Origin of the sequence: Psychrobacter sp. G, assembly GCF_000418305.1 — a bacterium.
Classification (GTDB): Bacteria; Pseudomonadota; Gammaproteobacteria; order Pseudomonadales; family Moraxellaceae; genus Psychrobacter; species Psychrobacter cryohalolentis.
The window spans coordinates 2852399-2871679 of the sequence record NC_021661.1; the positions used below are offsets into that span (position 1 = coordinate 2852399).

General features: G+C 42.2%; 20 protein-coding genes. 11 read left to right on the top strand and 9 right to left on the bottom strand.

Features of this window, described 5'->3' with window-relative positions; all coding sequences use genetic code 11:
* Window positions 1-32: 32 nt before the first annotated feature.
* Window positions 33-746 carry an RluA family pseudouridine synthase gene (locus PSYCG_RS11920; protein WP_020444405.1) on the bottom strand — a complete coding sequence of 238 codons (714 nt, stop codon included), beginning with the start codon at window positions 744-746 and terminating at the stop codon, window positions 33-35.
* A 353-nt stretch (window positions 747-1099) separates the two neighbouring features.
* Here PSYCG_RS11920 and trxA point away from each other — a divergent pair, with 353 nt between their 5' ends.
* The 3 genes from trxA (at window position 1100) to PSYCG_RS11935 (ending at window position 3805) form a co-directional block, all read left to right on the top strand.
* A complete protein-coding gene (gene trxA, locus PSYCG_RS11925; RefSeq protein WP_020444406.1) occupies window positions 1100-1426 on the top strand; it encodes a thioredoxin in 327 nt (108 codons plus the stop codon).
* A gap of 529 nt (window positions 1427-1955) precedes the next feature.
* Complete coding sequence (gene rho, locus PSYCG_RS11930; protein WP_020444407.1) at window positions 1956-3224, top strand: transcription termination factor Rho; 1269 nt, start codon at window positions 1956-1958, stop codon at window positions 3222-3224.
* 341 nt (window positions 3225-3565) lie between these two features.
* Complete coding sequence (locus PSYCG_RS11935) at window positions 3566-3805, top strand: hypothetical protein (RefSeq protein ID WP_011514602.1); 240 nt, start codon at window positions 3566-3568, stop codon at window positions 3803-3805.
* 169 nt (window positions 3806-3974) lie between these two features.
* On the opposite strand, the gene PSYCG_RS11940 is transcribed toward PSYCG_RS11935, so the two are convergent.
* A complete protein-coding gene (locus PSYCG_RS11940) occupies window positions 3975-4859 on the bottom strand; it encodes a neutral zinc metallopeptidase (protein ID WP_020444408.1) in 885 nt (294 codons plus the stop codon).
* A gap of 542 nt (window positions 4860-5401) precedes the next feature.
* Here PSYCG_RS11940 and PSYCG_RS11945 point away from each other — a divergent pair.
* Window positions 5402-5758, top strand: coding sequence for a hypothetical protein (locus tag PSYCG_RS11945; RefSeq protein ID WP_020444409.1), 357 nt, complete (start codon window positions 5402-5404; stop codon window positions 5756-5758).
* 177 nt (window positions 5759-5935) lie between these two features.
* Here the strand turns inward: PSYCG_RS11945 and PSYCG_RS11950 are convergent, their stop codons facing one another.
* The 5 genes from PSYCG_RS11950 to rpmI all read right to left on the bottom strand — a co-directional run bounded on the left by PSYCG_RS11950 (window position 5936) and on the right by rpmI (window position 11092).
* Entirely contained in the window at window positions 5936-6235 is a 300-nt protein-coding gene (locus PSYCG_RS11950) for an integration host factor subunit alpha (RefSeq protein ID WP_011514605.1), read from the bottom strand.
* A gap of 247 nt (window positions 6236-6482) precedes the next feature.
* Window positions 6483-8888, bottom strand: coding sequence for a phenylalanine--tRNA ligase subunit beta (gene pheT / locus PSYCG_RS11955; protein WP_020444410.1), 2406 nt, complete (start codon window positions 8886-8888; stop codon window positions 6483-6485).
* Window positions 8889-8992: 104 nt separating this feature from the next.
* Window positions 8993-10048: a phenylalanine--tRNA ligase subunit alpha gene (pheS, locus tag PSYCG_RS11960; RefSeq protein ID WP_020444411.1), complete on the bottom strand. Its 1056-nt coding sequence runs from the start codon at window positions 10046-10048 to the stop codon at window positions 8993-8995.
* Window positions 10049-10387: 339 nt separating this feature from the next.
* Window positions 10388-10744 carry a 50S ribosomal protein L20 gene (gene rplT / locus PSYCG_RS11965; RefSeq protein WP_011281252.1) on the bottom strand — a complete coding sequence of 119 codons (357 nt, stop codon included), beginning with the start codon at window positions 10742-10744 and terminating at the stop codon, window positions 10388-10390.
* 150 nt (window positions 10745-10894) lie between these two features.
* The gene (rpmI, locus tag PSYCG_RS11970) at window positions 10895-11092 is read right to left on the bottom strand and encodes a 50S ribosomal protein L35 (protein WP_011514608.1); all 198 of its coding nucleotides are present in this window, start codon (window positions 11090-11092) and stop codon (window positions 10895-10897) included.
* Between the two features lie 534 nt (window positions 11093-11626).
* On the opposite strand from rpmI, the gene hisIE reads away from it, so the two are divergent.
* From hisIE to PSYCG_RS12000, 6 genes are all read left to right on the top strand, one after another.
* A complete protein-coding gene (gene hisIE / locus PSYCG_RS11975) occupies window positions 11627-12475 on the top strand; it encodes a bifunctional phosphoribosyl-AMP cyclohydrolase/phosphoribosyl-ATP diphosphatase HisIE (RefSeq protein ID WP_020444412.1) in 849 nt (282 codons plus the stop codon).
* A gap of 189 nt (window positions 12476-12664) precedes the next feature.
* Window positions 12665-12907 (top strand): Sec-independent protein translocase subunit TatA, encoded by a 243-nt coding sequence (gene tatA, locus PSYCG_RS11980; protein ID WP_011514610.1) that lies wholly within the window; start codon window positions 12665-12667, stop codon window positions 12905-12907.
* A gap of 26 nt (window positions 12908-12933) precedes the next feature.
* Window positions 12934-13629 (top strand): Sec-independent protein translocase protein TatB, encoded by a 696-nt coding sequence (gene tatB, locus PSYCG_RS11985; protein ID WP_020444413.1) that lies wholly within the window; start codon window positions 12934-12936, stop codon window positions 13627-13629.
* Entirely contained in the window at window positions 13629-14513 is an 885-nt protein-coding gene (gene tatC, locus PSYCG_RS11990; protein WP_020444414.1) for a twin-arginine translocase subunit TatC, read from the top strand. Before tatB ends, tatC begins: the two co-directional genes overlap by 1 nt.
* 218 nt (window positions 14514-14731) lie before the next feature.
* Window positions 14732-16231, top strand: coding sequence for a UvrD-helicase domain-containing protein (locus PSYCG_RS11995; RefSeq protein ID WP_020444415.1), 1500 nt, complete (start codon window positions 14732-14734; stop codon window positions 16229-16231).
* 104 nt (window positions 16232-16335) lie between these two features.
* Window positions 16336-17358 carry a tRNA dihydrouridine synthase gene (locus PSYCG_RS12000; protein ID WP_020444416.1) on the top strand — a complete coding sequence of 341 codons (1023 nt, stop codon included), beginning with the start codon at window positions 16336-16338 and terminating at the stop codon, window positions 17356-17358.
* A 49-nt stretch (window positions 17359-17407) separates the two neighbouring features.
* Here the strand turns inward: PSYCG_RS12000 and PSYCG_RS12005 are convergent, their stop codons facing one another.
* Both PSYCG_RS12005 and PSYCG_RS12010 read right to left on the bottom strand, forming a co-directional pair.
* Entirely contained in the window at window positions 17408-17833 is a 426-nt protein-coding gene (locus PSYCG_RS12005) for an MAPEG family protein (RefSeq protein ID WP_020444417.1), read from the bottom strand.
* Window positions 17834-17847: 14 nt separating this feature from the next.
* Window positions 17848-18261 (bottom strand): OsmC family protein, encoded by a 414-nt coding sequence (locus PSYCG_RS12010; RefSeq protein WP_020444418.1) that lies wholly within the window; start codon window positions 18259-18261, stop codon window positions 17848-17850.
* A gap of 489 nt (window positions 18262-18750) precedes the next feature.
* On the opposite strand from PSYCG_RS12010, the gene PSYCG_RS12015 reads away from it, so the two are divergent.
* Window positions 18751-19272 carry an RNA pyrophosphohydrolase gene (locus tag PSYCG_RS12015; protein WP_011514617.1) on the top strand — a complete coding sequence of 174 codons (522 nt, stop codon included), beginning with the start codon at window positions 18751-18753 and terminating at the stop codon, window positions 19270-19272.
* Window positions 19273-19281: the final 9 nt, after the last annotated feature.

Below are 19281 nucleotides of genomic sequence, written 5' to 3' on the forward strand. Positions count from 1 at the left end.
ACAATACTAGATTTTAGTTTATTTTAAAAACACTAAAAAGGCGTTGGACTTTCCCAGTCCATCCACGCTCCAAGCGTTGGATGTTTTAGGCGCAGTTGCTGCGCATGTAGATTTAGTCTTGGCGCAATATCCAATGCAATACCTTCTGCATAAATCGGGTCACCAATCATCACATGTCCGACATGTACCATATGGACTCGCAGCTGATGACTGCGACCGGTGACTGGTTTTAATAGGACGCGAGTTACTATTTGACCATCACATTCTTCATGCGCCAATACTTCATATAAAGTCAGCGCATGTTTTGACCAGTTAGGATCGACGATATGACGCGGTTTGGTTGCAGGCTCATAGCGTACTGGTACCGATATCTTGCCAGTAGCGCCAACGCTGTCCCATTGACCAAAGACACGCGCTTGATAACTTTTTTGCGGTAGTCGGTCGATGAACTGCTTACTAATATTGGTTTGTGCCGCTGCATTTTTGGCGAAAATAAGCAGCCCAGAGGTATCCATATCGAGGCGATGAATCAGTTTGACGGCAGGATTGGCACGTTCAAGGCGAGCTAGCAAGCTTACTTTTAAGCTCTTACCGTCGACACTCAATAGTCCTGCTGGCTTATCGACTACCCAGATATCTTCATCTTCATAGACGGTAACTTTTTTTGCAAATGTTTGAAAAAACTCAGGCGAACGGGTTTTTTCTTCAGCATTAAGGGCATCGATTTTTTCATCTGTAAAGGGCATAAATGTGGGCTACTTATATGAATGGACTTATATTAATCAGTTCGGATATAAAAATCAGAATCCGTTATAGAATCAAAATGCAAGTAATCTTAACGAGCAGTTAAAAGCAGAAATCAATACAGTAGGTAACAGATAAAAGCCAACCCTGTATCCTTATGTGTCGATTTATTGTGCTAATCGTAATTGTTAAACAATTTAACCAGTCTACGTCTGTCAACTTTAGGCAAACATGTTAATATAATGGCAGATTTATACACATTCTTAACATTCGTTAGCTGGTCATCATTTTGGTATGACATTTATTGTTTTATCGATAAATGGTGACACATATAATAAAACAAGAGAGAAAAATTATGTCAGACCTTATTGTTAATACCACTGATGCCAACTTTGACCAAGACGTCTTACAATCTGACGTGCCAGTATTAGTTGATTTTTGGGCAACATGGTGTGGTCCTTGTAAAGCCATCGCACCTATTTTAGAAGATTTAGCGACTGAGTACCAAGGTAAAGTTAAAATCGTTAAAGTTGACGTTGATAACAACCCACAAGCGGCAAGCCGCTTTGGTATCCGCAACATTCCTACCCTATTCGTATTTAAAGGTGGCGAAAAAGTGGATTCAGTCATGGGCTTACAGCCAAAAGCTGAATTGGCAAAAGTATTAGATAAGCATCTATAAATTAACGCATGCTTGCTTTGGTCATTCTTAGTAAAAGCGCTGAAAACATCGTAAACGTCAAAGCCATTATCTGACACAGATAGTGGCTTTTTTATTGATTTTATGAGCAAAAAGCTAGATTACTTTACTTTTTTGGCAAAAATTATTGACAATACTATCTTTAAGCCCGTATAGTCTGCTGATAAGAGAACACTAATGGCTCTCCTAAATATCTTGTCGCTATTCTCCTCGTGTTTATCAACAAAAACACCATCGTCATTATTAAATACCACTACTGACCGAATGACTAAACACAATGACTGATATTGAGTTTTTGACGCAGACTCTTATGTAGATTTCTTTATCTTCACCTTTTATAACTTGTCTGCCTCTCTTGCGACAAGCTCATAAACTGACACATAAAATCAAAACTACATAAATTTTAACTCTGTATATATACCCTCTATCGCCCTAATAACATTGTTTTAATCACTGTCGTGATTTGTGAATAATGGCATCTCTCATCTTATCAACTGCTAACGACCTATCTATGAATCTTACTGAATTAAAGAAAAAATCAATCGCTGAGCTACTGGCCATCGCTAAAGAGATGGGTCTTGATAATATGGCACGTAGCCGTAAACAAGACATTATCTTTGCCATTCTAAAAACTCATGCCCGTAACGGTGAGGCCATCTATGGTGATGGTGTGCTTGAAGTGCTCCCTGACGGTTTTGGTTTTTTGCGCTCATCTGAAGGCTCTTATTTAGCAGGTCCTGATGATATCTATGTCAGCCCAAGCCAAATTCGCCGTTTTAGTCTAAAAACTGGTGACAGTATCGCAGGCACGATTCGTCCACCAAAAGACTCTGAGCGTTATTTTGCACTATTAAAAGTCGGTGAAATCAACTTTGATACGCCAGACCGCTCACGTCATAAGCTTATCTTTGAAAACTTAACGCCATTATTTCCAACTGAGCAGCTAAAGCTTGAGCTAGGTAACGGTACGACTGAAGATTTGACTGGTCGTATTATCGACCTGATCGCACCGATTGGTAAAGGTCAGCGCTCTATTATTGTGGCACCGCCCAAAGCGGGTAAAACGATGCTGCTACAGTCAATAGCACAATCGATCACTCGTAATAATCCTGAATGCTACCTCATTGTGCTGCTGATTGATGAGCGTCCAGAAGAAGTCACCGAGATGGAACGTACTGTACGCGGTGAAGTGGTTGCCTCAACTTTCGATGAGCCGCCACAGCGCCATGTACAAGTGGCTGAAATGGTCATTGAAAAAGCCAAGCGCTTGGTTGAGCATAAGCAAGATGTGGTCATTCTGCTTGACTCGATTACCCGTCTTGCCCGCGCCTATAACACTGTTATTCCTTCATCAGGTAAAGTATTAACCGGTGGTTTGGATGCCAATGCGTTAGAGCGCCCAAAACGCTTCTTTGGTGCTGCTCGTAATATTGAAGAAGGCGGCAGCTTGACCATTATCGCCAGTGCCCTTATTGATACTGGTAGTAAAATGGACAGCGTTATCTTTGAAGAATTCAAAGGTACCGGTAACCAAGAGATTACCCTTGAGCGTGATTTGGCAGAAAAGCGTGTCTTCCCTGCCATTAATATCAAAAAATCGGGTACACGCCGTGAAGAACGTCTGCTTGATGAAGATAAGCTGCGTAAAGTTTGGATCCTGCGCAAATTGCTACAGCCGATGGATGGTGTACAAGCAACTGAGTTCTTATTGGATCGCTTAAAAGAAGCCAAAACCAATGATGAATTTTTTGAGCAAATGAAGCGTAAATCACAAAATTGATTTTAAATCTTTTACGACAATAAAGTTATATAAATAATTGACGTTTTACTCATAAAGGCTGCCTATAAGGCGGTCTTTTTGTTTTTATTACTATTGGCTCTATCATTAGGAATAATTCGCGTCGAGAACAGTTAGCTTACTATCAGGATAAATACAATAACCCTAAGCAAAGGCACTACCAATGACACAGTGAGGCAACATAATTTACAGCTTACTTGCAAAGCTTAGCGTTTTTACTACGACCAGATTTATATATAAGGGCTACTATAAGGGTTAAGAACATACTGAAATATATACTGTATACTTAGTATTTTAAACTTGACGATTTAATAGGTGATATTATGAAACTTGCTAAAACTATCGCAATGACGGCTCTAACTAGCTCTGCTCTTATCATGGGTGGCTGTGCTACTAACGGATATAGCACTGGTCTAAGTAATACAGCTAAAGCTGCCACTGCTGGCGCTGCTGCCGGTGCACTGATCAAAAGTAAAGGCGATAGCAAAGATATCGCTCGTGGTGCAATCGCTGGTGCTGCTATTGGCGGCGCTGGTGGTTATATCTATGATCAAACCAGATAATCAGTTTTAAGCAGCTCTTTTGGCACATATATTTTAATGAAAGATATTACCTAGCCAACTAGCTGACAAAAAAAGCCTGCAATTGATTGCAGGCTTTTTTGTGTCTAATGATTACTATATTAACTATTGATCATACCAATCAATATAACTGGTTTTATAATAGTCAGTGCTATAAAGCACCGCTAAACGTATCACAAGTTTGCACATTACCGCTCTCTAGACCACGCGTAAACCACTCTACACGCTGTTGGCTAGTACCATGAGTAAAGTTATCAGGTACTACCGCCCCGCCTCCTGCACGCGCTAAGCGATCATCACCAATCTGACTAGCAGCATTGATAGCTTCATCGATATCACCTGCTTCTAAAAACTGTACGCGCTCTTGATTGCGCTGCGCCCAAACACCAGCAAAGCAATCAGCTTGTAGCTCTTGTAGTACAGACAATTTATTTGCTTGGGCCCGAGTCACTTGACGGCTGGCTTCATTTACTTGCTGAGTAATACCAAGCAAAGTCTGTACATGGTGACCTACTTCATGGGAGATCACATAGGCTTGGGCAAAATCGCCCGCTTTATTCTGATTGTCACTATCCCCTGAGTTTTGAATATCACCAGAGATACCAAGCTTTTGACGCATCTCTACGAAAAACGACGTATCTAAATAGACTGTTTGATCACCTGGGCAATAAAAAGGACCAGTCGCTGAGCTGGCACTACCACAAGCAGAACTGACTTGCCCATTAAACAAAATCAGTGACGGCTCTTTATATGTACTACCACCCTCATTGAATATTTGATGCCAAACCTCTTCAGTGTCCGCTAGGACAACTTTGACAAACTGTGTATCCCGATCGTCACTGGTAGCTGGTTCAGTAGATGTATTACCACCGCCTGCGACCTCTTGACCTGTCTGCAATGCGGTCATGGGATTTACCCCAAACACTAGCCATAAAATACCAGCAATAATGATACCGCCGATACCACCGCCCATTAGTTTACCGCCACCACTACTAGTGCGTACATTAGTACTGCCACGTCTGCCTTGCCATTTCATAATCCTTCTCCCAAAAAAATACGATATCTTATGCCACTCATATCGATCATGATTCATGTTATATAGTTTTTAGCTCAATCCTTTGATGTCACATTTTGATAACCTTTACTAATTTCATCTGCCACAGACTACAAACTGTTTTAAAACACTTAGCGCTTTTTTATATTTACAGCCAGTTATTATGACTACCATTGAGCATTACTTATGTATCCGCTATCTTCTTTATTATGCTGTCATAAATAGCGCAAACAGATACAAAGTACCAGACATAAGAAATTTCTCTGCAATAAGCAGATGTCGTTGATTATACGTCGATTAATTTGACTTTTTGTATGGATAATTATGTAAAATAAGTAAAATAAAACCCTATTTACAATTTTATTGTAACTTAATTGTACAACCTCTTTCTATGCAGAAAGAAATCATATAGAATGCGTGAAAGCTGAGTAGCTGTGACTAAGACTAGTTGAATATCTGAGACATCTCGGATGTTCAACCTTTTTTGCTGCTACTGCTCATTTAATTATCCCGGAGAAAACCTTATGAACTTAAAATTACTTGCTCTAGCTGGTATCATGACTGCAACTATGGGCTTAACTGCCTGTGATAGCAACAAAGAAAACGCTGCTGAAGATTTATCTGACGCTCAAGAAGAAGTAACTGATGCTTCTGAGCAATTAGACGAAGCTGCTGCTGCTGGCGAAGCTGTTCCTGCTGAAGCAGAAGCTGCTGTTGCCGGCGCTGAAGCTGATATCGCTGATGCACAACTTGCTACTGCTACTGACGAAATCGATGCTGAAGTACCTGTAGACGGTACTACTACTAGCGTTGACGTAGCTAGCGAAACTCCAGCTGTAGACGCAGCTGACGAAGTTGTAGTTGAGCAACCAGCTCAGTAATTTTTATTTTTATAAATAAAAATACTGTACTAAAAAAAGAGAGCCTATGCTCTCTTTTTTTATGCCTGCAATTTGTGTTTTATATAACTGAGACAATGTCGCATAAAAAAATGATGGCTATAACAGTCGATTTAATAGACAACTGCGAACCATCACTTTTAATCTTACCCACTACTATTATTGGTCAAATAGGCGCTCATCGACCTGTTGACGAAATTTTTGTCCTGTTTTAAAGGTCACAACGCGGCGCGCTGATACCGCGACGGGCTCCCCTGTCTTAGGGTTGCGTCCTGGGCGACTATTTTTGTCTTTAAGCTCAAAGTTGCCAAAGCCTGAAAGCTTGACCTCTTTGCCATCAATCAAACTCTCTGACAGTTCGTCAAAAAAATTCTCTACCAAACAGCGACCTTCTTGGCGCGTTAGGTTTAGATGATTCATCAAATGCTCGATCATGTCAGATTTGGTTAAGGTGCTCACAGTACGACTCCTATGCTATGTCGTGATGTCGAATATCATGGTTTAGCGGTATGAGAATTAGTGTTAGCTATTATAAAGGTTTTTGTGCGTCTTTTTAATAAAGTCTGCATTAAAATCCTTTATTAATAACCACTTAACTTACTCTATGAATAAAATCTTCTATCAGTTAATAATTTTTATAAATAGCAAAAATCCATAGCCTCATTTATATTGAGGCTATAGAGTATTTGTCTTTTTTGATTAGAGGTTAGCTGTCACGTAGCTGTGCTGAATGCTCAACCGTTAATGCTTGTACCACTTTATCAGTGGCCGTTTTTACAGCGTCATCCGATAAGGTTTGCGTTTTATCTTGCCATATCAAGGCAAATGCTAATGAGCGTTGACCTGCTGGCACTTTTTCGCCTTGGTATACATCAAACAGCCAAAGATCAGTCAAGAGTGCACCTGATGCCTTACGTATAGTTGACTCTAGGGTTTGAAGGCTGATATCGCTGTCTACTAATATAGCAATATCGCGGCGTACTTGCGGGAACTTACTTGGAGTAGTAATGGCATGCTGTTCACGAGCAAGCGTTAGTAACGGTGCCAATGACAACTGCGCAACCCACGTAGCTGGCAGATCCAACTGTTTAGCGGTATTAGGATGCAATTGCCCTAACCAGCCAACATACTGATCATCGATATAAAGCTTGGCACTTTGACCCGGATGCAAGAAAGCTAGCTCACTACGCTCATAGCGGATACGCGCACCATCCACTTGCGCAGGTAATAATTGCTCAATATCATGCTTAAGATCATAAAAGTCTAACGCACGGTTTTGATACGCTTGCTCGTCCCAAACATCTCCGACTGCTACTAATGCAATACTTGGCGTTTGTACTAACTCGCTAATACTTTGACCAACAAAGCTAAGCCCAGTTTCAAAGAAACGAACGCGCGGCTGCTGACGATTAAGATTGTACTGCACGCAAGGCAATAAGCTTGATAGCAAAGTACGGCGCATCACGGCTAAGTCACTAGAGATAGGATTGGCCAGTGCCAGTACTTCTCCTAGGGCTTTATCATCGAGCAAGGCTTCTATTTTTGCGTCACTAAAGCTAAAGCTGATCGCTTCCATATAGCCATTATCGACTAGCGAAAGCTTCATCTCGTGTGTCAAATCTGCCGTATCGTCATAATCCATACTGACTTGCAGGTGTGGCAAGATGCTTGGGATATTGTCGTAGCCATAGATACGAGCAACCTCTTCGATCAAATCTTCTTTAATGCTCATATCAAAGCGATATGATGGCGGCATACAAATTAGGCTATCTGCTTGCTGCTCTACCTTAAAGCCTAATTGGGTTAAGATACGCACCATCATTGCTGGCTCAATCTCAATACCGATGACATCACGAACTTTAGCAATTGGTAAAGTGATTGGTGCCCGTGCCGGTAGGTGCTTACTGCTTTCCGCTTTTACTATTTGTCCGGCTTGCCCATCAGTAACGCTAGTAATCAAATCAACAGCACGCGCTAAAGCAAGCGCTGGCAATTCAAAGTCTACCCCACGCTCAAAGCGTTGTGAGGCATCAGTATGCAGACCAAAACGGCGTGCACGTGCAGCGATAGCCAATGGATTAAAGAAGGCACTCTCTAACACAATATTGGTGGTACTATCAGTCACACTACTGCGTTGACCGCCCATGATTCCAGCAAGTGCAAGTGCGCCTTTATCATCAGCAATGACCAATTCATCACCGGTTAAGGTAATGGTTTGCTCATTCAATAAAGTAATGGTTTCTTCAGGCTGTGCCAAACGCACAACGATATCGCCCTCGATAGTATCGGCATCAAAAGCATGTAGCGGCTGACCCAATTCCATTAATACATAGTTGGTCACATCAACCAAAAAGTTGTGCGAGCGTAGTCCTGACTGAACCAGCGCATCTTGCATCCACTTTGGCGTATCGATAGTACGATCGATATTGCTTATCGACTGTAAAAGGTAGCGTGGACAAGCTTCTACAGCACTGACTGTTACAGCTGGTATCACTTCGTTTTGAGTGAAATCGATATTATCAGGGATATTTGGCATTTGTAACGGCAAATCGTTAATCACTGATATCTCGCGCGCAATACCACGTACGCTAAAACAATCACCACGGTTTGGCGTGATAGAAATATCCAATATTTGATTGTCTAAGCCTAGATATTCACGGATATCAATACCGATTGGCGCATCAGCTGGCAATTCGAGCAAACCATCAATGTCATCGACTAAATCAATTTCAGAAGCGCCGCAGAGCATACCGTTAGAATCGATACCACGTAGATTGCCATTTTTAATTGTGAAGCCTTTTTTGTCATCACTTGGCAAAACGGCACCAACAGTCGCAACAGGCACTTTCATACCGACAGTCACATTGGGCGCGCCACAAACGATTTGTAACCGCTCAGCTGCACCAATATTGACCTGTGTGACGCGTAGCTTATCAGCGTCTGGATGCTGCTCGACGCTGATAACTTCACCAACGACCACACCACTAAAGGCACGGGCGACCGCATAGCGATCATCAATCTCTAGCCCTGCCATGGTGAGTTGTTCAGCCAACTGCTCACTGCTATTGTTTGGGTTTACCCATTGACGTAGCCACTGTTCGCTAATTTTCATAAGTATCTCGGATCAGAATTTTATAATAAATATTTTGAAGTAAAGGTTGGCACATTAACTTGTTATATTAACAAGGAGCACTTTTTATATAAACAAAGAGCACTCTAGCCAAACTGCTTTAAAAAGCGTACGTCGTTTTGGAAAAACAGGCGCAAATCATCGATACCGTAGTACAGCATCGCAAAGCGCTCAATCCCCATCCCAAAAGCAAAACCAGTATATTTTTCGGCATCAATACCGCAGTTGGTCAGCACTTGTGGATGCACCATACCGCAGCCCATGACCTCAAGCCATTTACCATTATCATCTAGGATATCGACTTCAGCTGACGGCTCGGTAAATGGGAAAAATGACGGGCGGAAACGTACGGTTAGCTCTTTGGCAAAAAACGCTTCCAAGAACTCACTAATCAAGCCTTTTAGCTCAGCAAAAGTGCTCGACTCGGTAACCATTAAACCTTCTAGCTGATGGAACATCGGCGAATGGGTTTGATCCGAGTCATTACGATAGACGCGACCGGGACAAATAATACGAATCGGCGGCTCATTTTTTTCCATGGTGCGAATTTGCACGGGGCTGGTATGCGTACGCAGTAGGTAATGCGCATCAAAATAGAAGGTATCGTGCATCGCACGTGCTGGATGATGCGACGGAATATTGAGCGCTTCAAAGTTATAGTAATCGCTCTCAACTTCAGGACCAGTAGCAACGTTGAAACCCGCTTGTATAAAATACTGCTGCATACGTTGGGTAATCATGGTCACGGGATGCAAATGACCTTTTTGACCACCGCGAGCAGGCAAGGTGATATCAATGCTTTCGCTTGCAAGCTTGGCATTTAGTGCAGCCACTTCTAGCTGCTGCTGCTGCTCTGTCAACGCATCTTGAATACGGCTACGGACTTGATGCAACCAGCCGCCGTAGGTTTTTTTATCGTCGCTGCTGAGTTTACCCATCTGCTTTGACCAGCCAGTTAAGGGACTCTTTTTACCGGTCAATTGCACCCGCAAATCTTGCAACGTACGCACATCAGTTACTTTTAGAATCAAGGCTTCAGCGGCACTGGCCAACTCATTTAGCTGAGCTTCATTAAGCTCGCTTAGCTCTGTTGACAAGGTCGGTAGCGCCGACAAATCGGTGGTAGCAGCAGGGGTAGTCATAAGACGCATTCTTCCTGATTTAAACGGACTATTAATAATAGTGATAGGTAATTGTAGGGATTTGACCAAATATTGCAAATCATTTACCCATTCATGTGATGATAATTTCAATGATATGAATGGCTTGAATATTTAGACGATGATAAACGCTATCCTATAACAGCGTATGTGATTCTGGTATTAAAAGTAGGCAGTCAGACAATGTGATATAAAAAAAGCCACCGACCAGCGGTAGCTTTTATTAATATCAACCTATTAATCAATATTATTCCTATCCATGTAGATAACTACTTATCAATAATTATTTAAAAAGCAGCCTACCTAAAGGAAAGTTAATATTTATGCCAGTTCCGCTTTAGCTTTTTCGACCAACGCTGTGAAAGTCGCTGCATCATGCATAGCGATGTCAGCAAGTACGCGACGATCGATTGCAATGTTAGCTTTTTTCATGCCATTGATAAAGCGGCTATAGCTTAAGCCGTTTAAGCGTGCACCAGCATTGATACGTGCAATCCAAAGACGACGGAAAGTACGTTTTTTGTTGCGACGGTCACGATAAGCATATTGACCAGCTTTGGTCACTGCCTGTACCGCTACGCGGTAAACACGTGAACGGGCACCGTAGTAGCCTTTTGCACGCTTTAAGATTTTTTTGTGACGACGATTCGCCTGTACACCACGTTTTACACGGGCCATAAATTACTCCAAGATATTTTTAATCATTATTAAACGAATCACGATGTCATCGGATAATAGACATCGTTATCAAATTGCAAAGTCATATACTTTTAATTCAGTCGCTATTCATTAAACAGCGCTTAATTAAAGATAAATGACGATAGCCTATTAAATGTATGGGCACATACGACGAACTGCTGCTTCGTCAGACTTGTGCACCAACTTAAGACCACGCAACTGGCGAATACGCTTAGGTGATTTCTTGGTCAAAATATGGCTTTTGAATGCTTGCTTACGCTTAAAGCCGTTCGCTGTTTTTTTGAAGCGTTTAGCTGCACCGCTTCTGGTTTTCATCTTATTTTTCATGATGATTTGCCTCTTTTTCTGTTTTAGAACCTGGTCGTCAAATAGTAAATAATGATTAGTGGCTGTAAAAACAGGCACCAAACCTCTATTTGCCTCGAGGTGGGAGGCGACATTTTAACAGATCGTGCGCTGTTTTGCCAAGGAAAGTTTTAACGCTGTTTAGCGTATGTTGTTCTTTCTAATCACAAATACCTTGCTGCTTATTTTCGTCTTCCAAAACTTGATTATTAGCCACTTAAAGCACACGCTTAGCAGCAAAAAATGAGCAGCCACAAGCGATAGCTAGCTGAAAACAAACTAGGCGAATTAAAAACACTGTTAATTTGCAATTCTTGCTGTATCAAAATTCAGCTCGAGTATAATTGTGCTGTATTTACTGATTTAACATATTGAATGTCAGCTTAAGCTGTGTTTAAGTAGAGACTGCGTGTTGATAAAACGCTTACATAAATGACAGATAGGCTGAATAACTATTATTTAGCGAATACTTAGCGACTTTTTATTATTTTCTACCTATAAGATGGCAACAAGATTATGACTTCACCTGCTTGGCTGGCTGCCGTAAATTTTAATGCAGATGGTTTGATTCCTGCAATTGCTCAAGATCATAAGTCTGGGCGTATTTTGATGATGGCGTGGATGAATGCCGAATCCCTACAATTAACCGCACAAACGCAGACAGCGGTTTATTTTTCGCGCTCACGTGCCAAATTGTGGCATAAAGGCGAGTCATCGGGTCATACTCAGACCGTACATGATATTCGCTTGGACTGTGATGCAGATGTGATTGTACTTAGTGTCACTCAGGCTGGCGGTATCGCTTGCCATACTGGTCGCGAGTCTTGCTTCTATCAGCGTTTGGATTTATCAGGGCAAACGCCTGAGTGGCAAACGGTTGATAAAGTATTGAAGGATCCTGCTGATATTTATCATTCAAATACAGTAACACAAGCCACGCCTGAAATTAATGAAGCGGCGGCGGAAAATATAGACCATTCACACAGCCATCAAAATAACAGCCTTGCTACCACTCATTCCATTTTGCAGCAGCTTGATAAAGTATTAGGAGAACGCAAACAAGCGGATGCCGATAGCTCATATGTAGCAAGCTTATACGCCAAGGGTTTGAATAAAATATTAGAAAAAGTCGGTGAAGAAAGTACTGAAAGTATCATCGCTGCTAAAGACTTTGCCAATTGCAATGAAAATACGGATAAAGCCCAATATGACGAAGCGCGTCATGAGCTGATCTATGAAGTCGCTGATGTTTGGTTCCATACTTTAGTAGGTTTGGCTTGGTTCGATATCGAATCAGAGGCAGTATTAAATGAGCTAGGTCGACGCTTTGGTCTCTCAGGTATTGATGAAAAGGCGGCTCGATAGCGTTTTATAAGATTAGCCATTACCCTGTTTGATTATTGTTGCTTTCACCTTTTTGTCATAACAGCAGGTTATAATAGTGTGACGTGTTACTTCGCATAAGCTGTCGATAGCTTTTGTGTACGATCACAATACTCTATACACTCAACATATTCCTATAAAGACTGAAAACCAAGACATAAGGATAGCATTATGGGCAGTTTTTCCATTACGCATTGGCTGATTTTATTGGTGGTGGTGGTTGTCGTATTTGGCACCTCCAAACTGAGAAATGCTGGTAAAGATTTGGGCGGCGCGGTCAAAGGTTTTAAAGAAGCCGTCAAAGATGAAAATACTGAACATGCCAAAAAGCAAGTGGTGCTCGACCATGATGGCAACGCACACACTGAAGAGCGCCCAACAACCACTAAGGTTGATGACACGCATAATGTATAGCATCTAGACAGTGACATCGAAACATTATGTTTGATATTGGGTTTTCTGAATTATTGCTTTTTGGCGTCATTGCCTTAATCGTCTTGGGGCCAGAAAAGCTGCCCCAAGCGGCGCGTACCGCTGGGCAATGGTATGCCAAAATTCGCCGCACGGTTTCTACTTTGCAATCTGAAATCGAAGCGGAACTTGACTTAGCTGAGACGCGCCAGCAAATGCAAAAAGAGCTGGCCAAAATTCGCCAGACTGAAGCAGAAATGCGCCGTGAAATGGCAGAAATGCGCGGCAGTATGCAAGAGTTTGAATCCTCGAAAAACCAGCATTTAAAGGCATCGCGTGATCTAGTCGATGACGCTAAGCCCAGGCAAAGTAGCCAAGCCAGTAGTGAGAATGATGATAATCGACCAGTGAGCCCAAAATCCTTTGACTATGCCTACGATAGTAATAGACAGGCTGAGAAACCAGAAAGCTCTGAGCAGCCATCGGCACAAGGTGATAACGACAGTCTAAAAACTGATTTTAATGATAACGCCAATCCAGTGATTCAAACCATCACAACTAGACCGTGGGAAAACATGTGGTTTCGTCTTGGTGCTTATGATAAAGCGCGTCGTTTGCCGCAACCGCCTTACTTGCCAAACTATAAAGCCGATATCTTACTAAACAGCCATCTAGACAGTCCTTTACCCAAACAGACTTCTGTTAGTGCGCAGGAGAGTAATTAGTGGGCTTATTTAAACGTAAAAAAAGCCGTCAAGAAAAAGTTGCGGATTCAGATATCGAGACCTCAACAGCTACCATTAATGATAATGTCGACAGCAATACTGACGACTCTGGCGATATCCTAAGCTCACTTGGCGATATGCCGATTACCGAGCATTTGATTGAGCTGCGTCGTCATTTGATTAAGATATGTGTTGCCGTACTGGTAATATTCTTAGCATTGGTCGGATTTTCCCGCGAGCTGTATGATTTTTTGTCCGACCCATTGGTTGCCCAGTTGCCTGCCAACTCAACGATGATCGCGACGGATATCACCTCCAACTTTATGGCACCGATACGTCTGACTGTTTTCGTCGCTGCATTTTTTGCAATGCCCTATATTCTTTATCAAATATGGTCGTTTGTAGCACCCGGTTTATATAAAAAAGAGAAAAAAATCGCGATTCCCGTTTTGATGTCCTCTATATTTTTATTTTATGCGGGTGTGGCTTTCTCTTATTTTATTGTCCTTAAAGGGGTTCTCAAGTTCTTTATTATGTTCGCGCCGCAGAACGTCTTGCCGATGACCGACATCGACAGTTATTTAAGTTTTGCACTTAAACTCTTTATGGTCTTTGGTTTAACCTTTGAGATTCCAGTCGTCACCTTGCTATTGATATTGACTGGCGTCGTCTCCATTCAGAGTTTAGAAGATAAACGTCGTTATATTATTGTCGGCTGTTTTGCCGTTGCTGCGGTCGTTACACCGCCTGATGGGGTGTCGATGTTGATGCTCGCCATTCCGATGTGGCTACTATTTGAGCTAGGATTATTTTTAGCGAAAATATTAATTAAAGAAGAACACAGTCCTACCTTAGCAAGCGATACAGGGTTAAATAAAGAATAACATCACTTGTCAGACACTTATTCCAAAAACAGCCAACGTGCTAATCTGTTAATATAACCTGCTTATTTCCACCTTTATTTTCTATCAGTTTTTTTATTATTGTCATGTGCACTTGCAAGTATTTTGCAATTTCATATGACGAGCCAGCCATTGTCTATGCAGTGGCTTTTTTTACCCCCGTCATTTTTGATCCGTTTTACTCTTTTAGGTAATTTTTTATGTCCGCATCTATGCCAGCTTATATGAGCGATCCCACTGATGAGCAACTGAGCGCGCTCAACATGGCGATGGACCACAAGTCATTTAAAGTGGTGGCGTATGCGGGTGCTGGTAAAACGACGACCTTAAAACTGATTGGTGAGCGTTTGCGTGGACGTGGATTATATTTAGCCTTTAACAAAACAATTGCCAATGATGCTCGCTCAAAGTTTCCACCGCACGTGGAATGTCGCACCTTTCATTCGCTTGCTTATCGTCATGTCGCCCGTGATATCACAGCTAAGCTGTCGTTGCCGCGTTTTTCACCCAAACGTCTGGGTGATGATTTGGGTTTGCAGCCCGTCCAAGTACGTCGGCAAATGGATGGCATTAATAAATACATTACCCTCACACCAGCTAGACTATCTCGGTTTGTCAGTGACGCTGTCAGCAATTTTTGTAGCACCCATGCCAGTTATCCTGCACCAAGGCATATCGAATTTCCAAGCTGGCTCGATGAGTCAGATGCCGAACAGTTGCGTGAAATGCTCTACCCTGCCGTCGAGCAGCGTTGGCTACAGTCAATTGATGCGCGCCATCCAGCTGGTATCGGGCATGATATTTATCTTAAATTGTGGGCATTATCGAAGCCAAGCATTCCAGCGGATTTTATTTTGTTTGATGAAGCCCAAGATGCCGATCCATTGATGATGGGAATCTTGACCCAGCAGCCACGGCAAGTGATTTATGTAGGTGACGCTCATCAGCAGATTTATGAATGGCGCGGCGCAGTCAATGCAATGAAAAAATTGCCATTGCCACAAACCTTATTGACCCAGTCGTTTCGTTTTGGCGAACCGATTGCTGAGATTGCCAATACTTTGCTCAAAGCATTGCAAGAAGATGTCCCGTTAAAAGGCAATCCGAATAAGCAATCCTCCACCGACAAAGGCATGGTACACAGTAAAAAAGACGCCATTCTATGTCGCACCAATGCTGCTGCGATGTCGCAACTATTGACTGGACTCAAGCTCGGTCACCGCGTGGCGCTACAAGCTGATACCGATCGTATGCTTAAATTTTGTCAGGCAGCCGAAAACTTAAAAAATGGCAAGTCTGCTTATGGCGTGCCCGAGCTAGCGTATTTTTATAATTGGGGTGACGTTCAAGAGTATTCTGAAACTAATGAAGGCAGTGATCTAAAAACTCTGGTGAAATTGGTCGATGATCATGGCACCAATGTATTAAGCCAAGCAGTTAATAGCCTAACCAGTATCGAAAATGCTGACTATGTTATCTCCACTGCCCATAAGGCGAAAGGGCTCGAATGGGGAAAAGTACAGCTCGATGATGATTTTTATTATGATGTGACGACCAATGCGGTAAAAATAAGCCCTGAAGAGTTGCGTTTGCTCTACGTCGCTTGCACGCGTGCCCAGAGCAATTTAGATATTCATAATATTAAAGATCTAATATCAGGATTGCAGACAGGTAAGAAAGTTATTTTTGGTAATACTTAATTTTCCTCAGTTAGTCACTCTCTGTATTTGCCACTCTAAACCTCTAGCCTACCTTTCTTTATGGCAATCCTTTAATAGCACCCTTTTAGCAGTGAACAACAAGCATGAATAATAGTCAGCAACTTCAAATACGTCAAAAAACAATACAAAATCTATTTGCCAATCCTGTCCGACTCCTTGCACCAATGGAAGGTTTGACCGACCCGTTAATGCGGCAAATCCTCACGCAAATTGCATCAGACTTGGGTTGCCCTTATGATTGGTCGGTTAGCGAATTTATCCGTGTGACTCAGCATGTCTTACCCGCGCATGTATTCTATAAATACGTTCCAGAATTGCGTCATGATGCCAAGACTGCCTGTGGCACACCGATTCATATCCAGTTGCTCGGTAGTGAAGCGCAACTCATGGCAGACAATGCGGCATATGCCTGTGCGCTTGGTGCACCTGCCATTGATATCAACTTTGGTTGTCCTGCCAAGACTGTCAATAGCCACCGTGGTGGTTCGGTATTACTGGATGAACCCGAAACCATGTATCAGATTATCAGCGCGGTGCGTCAAGCGGTACCTGCCGACATTCCAGTCTCAGCCAAAATTCGTTTAGGTTATACCGATACCAGTCTCATGGATGATATTCGCGGCGCGATTAAAGACAGTGGTGCTGATTGGCTAACTGTTCATGCACGAACCAAAACCCAAGGCTATAAGCCGCCAGCCTATTGGGACAAGATTCAAAGTTTTAATGCGCTCGATATTCCAGTCATTGCCAATGGCGAAATATGGAATGCAGAGCACGCACAAAATTGTATGACGCAATCGGGTACAGAGCATTTGATGTTGGGTCGCGGTGCAGTTACCCGTCCCGACTTAATTGCACAGGTTGATAGAGAACATAGTCAGACTTTAAACAATGAAACAACATTATTATGGCAAGACCTGATTGCGCATCAGATTAAATTTCTGCAAGGCACAGCAAAAAGCGATATTGTATTGGTCGGTCGTTATAAACAATGGTTAGCGATGCTCACCAAAGGCTATAGCGAGGCGAAGATATTATGGGACAGTATTAAAAGAGAGAAAAATAAAGCAGCTATCATTAGCGCACTACAGATGAGTGCACAGTAACGTTAGCTGCTTTTATCTTATAAGCATTAGTATTTTCAATCAACTGCTACTATACACTGACTCGAATAGCTAAATAAAAGAGCATGAGACAGCAGGCAATAGAAAGACCCCAGAGGATAGAGCGGAACATCGCCAAATTAGTGACGTAAGCGACGCAAAAACCAATGCGAATGAGCACGTATAGCCAAGCCAATGTATTCACAATCAGCTGTGGCACAAAAAACAGCATCGCTGCCAAGACTGCAGCTAAGAATACCGGTAAAGTCTCATAGCTATTCTGCTGCGCGGCATTAGCACGTGCAGCAGCACCCGTCGTACCCTGTAAAAAATCACGTGGATGGGCATTGTCAGCCAAATTAAAGCCGCCAATAGCTTTCGCTGTCAACGCCATGGCAAGCGGTAATAAACTTGCTACGACCATCGCCCAAATGGCTGACGATGCAGTATCAGAGACCAACCCTAAGAATAAATTCATCAATATATTCGCCTTTATCCTGCGATAACTTCAAAGTCATGCGTCACATTGACCCCGCCTTGTACTAACATACGACTGGCTGAGCAGTATTTTTCTGCGGATAATTTTATGGCTTTTTCTACTTGGCTTTCTTTGACATCTTGACCGGTCACGACAAAATGCATATGAATATCAGTATAGACAGCCGGTACGGTTTCGGCACGTTGAGCAGTCAGCTCACAAAGTACGTCAGTCACATTTTGACGCGATTTCTGCAAAATCGCCACCACATCATAGCTAGCACAACCACCAAGCCCTAGTAGAATCAGCTCCATTGGACTGGCGCCTTTTTCTTTATCAGCATCGATTTGTACATTATGACCTGACGGTGATACGCCCATAAAAGCTTTGTTTTCTTGCCACGTGACACTTGCTTTAGATTCTGACATTTTTAATATTCCTAGTTTTATTTAATAATAGGTTCTTATTTGTTCGATATTATTGGTTCAATATATAAGAATAGCTTTATCGATTTAATACTTTATCGTTGATTAAGATAAGCAAAATATGACTAGTGTAGCATAAGCTAAAACCTGCATTAATGAATCAAAAACTCGTATTATTACTTATATTATTAAGTAAGCACTTATAACGATAAGACACTAAAGCAAAAACTTTGACAGCAAAATAACTTAGCTAAAAAATATACAAAAGTCTGCTTAAATATATTTATATAACCTCTTGATTTTAAATCATTAAAGCTGTGAAACATTTTATAGCAAAATACTGTTACACATTTTGCTCTTTTCTTGGTTTAATGATGGTAATGAATCTTATTTTGCCAAAGTATCGATAGCAATCACCCTATAATAATTATGATTGCTGTCACTGTGCCTTGTTGAAATAAGCTATTTTTAAACATTTTAAAAGGTTACGTCATGATAGATGCAGACGGCTTTCGCGCCAATGTCGGCATCATCTTGGCAAATACACAAGGGCAAGTTCTGTGGGCAAAACGTATTGGTCACAACGCTTGGCAGTTCCCTCAAGGCGGTATCGACCGTGGGGAGACGCCGATGGATGCGATGTATCGCGAGCTCTGGGAAGAGGTCGGTCTACATCCGCGTCATGTCGATTTGCTAGCGGTTACGCAAGATTGGTTGCGTTATCGTCTGCCAAAACGCTATGTGCGTCATGGACAGTACCCTTTATGTATTGGGCAAAAACAGAAATGGTTTTTGCTACGCTTAGATGAGCCAAATACCCAACACATCCGCTTTGATGAGGGAAAACCAGAGTTTGATAACTGGCAATGGGTCAGCTACTGGTATCCACTTGGACAAGTGATTCACTTTAAACGCAGCGTATATCGTCGCGCCTTACAAGAATTGGTGCCCGAGCTACCGCTTCAACAAGGGCTTATTATTCCGGAACAAAACAACCATTTGTTGGTGGAATAAAGTCACCAA

Excerpts from the sequence above, each read along its gene's own strand:
- PSYCG_RS11920 (WP_020444405.1), bottom strand. The coding sequence starts at position 746 with ATGCCCTTTACAGATGAAAAAATCGATGCCCTTAATGCTGAAGAAAAA.
- trxA (WP_020444406.1), top strand. The coding sequence starts at position 1,100 with ATGTCAGACCTTATTGTTAATACCACTGATGCCAACTTTGACCAAGAC.
- rho (WP_020444407.1), top strand. The coding sequence starts at position 1,956 with ATGAATCTTACTGAATTAAAGAAAAAATCAATCGCTGAGCTACTGGCC.
- PSYCG_RS11935 (WP_011514602.1), top strand. The coding sequence starts at position 3,566 with ATGAAACTTGCTAAAACTATCGCAATGACGGCTCTAACTAGCTCTGCT.
- PSYCG_RS11940 (WP_020444408.1), bottom strand. The coding sequence starts at position 4,859 with ATGAAATGGCAAGGCAGACGTGGCAGTACTAATGTACGCACTAGTAGT.
- PSYCG_RS11945 (WP_020444409.1), top strand. The coding sequence starts at position 5,402 with ATGAACTTAAAATTACTTGCTCTAGCTGGTATCATGACTGCAACTATG.
- pheT (WP_020444410.1), bottom strand. The coding sequence starts at position 8,888 with ATGAAAATTAGCGAACAGTGGCTACGTCAATGGGTAAACCCAAACAAT.
- pheS (WP_020444411.1), bottom strand. The coding sequence starts at position 10,048 with ATGACTACCCCTGCTGCTACCACCGATTTGTCGGCGCTACCGACCTTG.
- rplT (WP_011281252.1), bottom strand. The coding sequence starts at position 10,744 with ATGGCCCGTGTAAAACGTGGTGTACAGGCGAATCGTCGTCACAAAAAA.
- rpmI (WP_011514608.1), bottom strand. The coding sequence starts at position 11,092 with ATGAAAAATAAGATGAAAACCAGAAGCGGTGCAGCTAAACGCTTCAAA.
- hisIE (WP_020444412.1), top strand. The coding sequence starts at position 11,627 with ATGACTTCACCTGCTTGGCTGGCTGCCGTAAATTTTAATGCAGATGGT.
- tatA (WP_011514610.1), top strand. The coding sequence starts at position 12,665 with ATGGGCAGTTTTTCCATTACGCATTGGCTGATTTTATTGGTGGTGGTG.
- tatB (WP_020444413.1), top strand. The coding sequence starts at position 12,934 with ATGTTTGATATTGGGTTTTCTGAATTATTGCTTTTTGGCGTCATTGCC.
- PSYCG_RS11995 (WP_020444415.1), top strand. The coding sequence starts at position 14,732 with ATGTCCGCATCTATGCCAGCTTATATGAGCGATCCCACTGATGAGCAA.
- PSYCG_RS12000 (WP_020444416.1), top strand. The coding sequence starts at position 16,336 with ATGAATAATAGTCAGCAACTTCAAATACGTCAAAAAACAATACAAAAT.
- PSYCG_RS12005 (WP_020444417.1), bottom strand. The coding sequence starts at position 17,833 with ATGAATTTATTCTTAGGGTTGGTCTCTGATACTGCATCGTCAGCCATT.
- PSYCG_RS12010 (WP_020444418.1), bottom strand. The coding sequence starts at position 18,261 with ATGTCAGAATCTAAAGCAAGTGTCACGTGGCAAGAAAACAAAGCTTTT.
- PSYCG_RS12015 (WP_011514617.1), top strand. The coding sequence starts at position 18,751 with ATGATAGATGCAGACGGCTTTCGCGCCAATGTCGGCATCATCTTGGCA.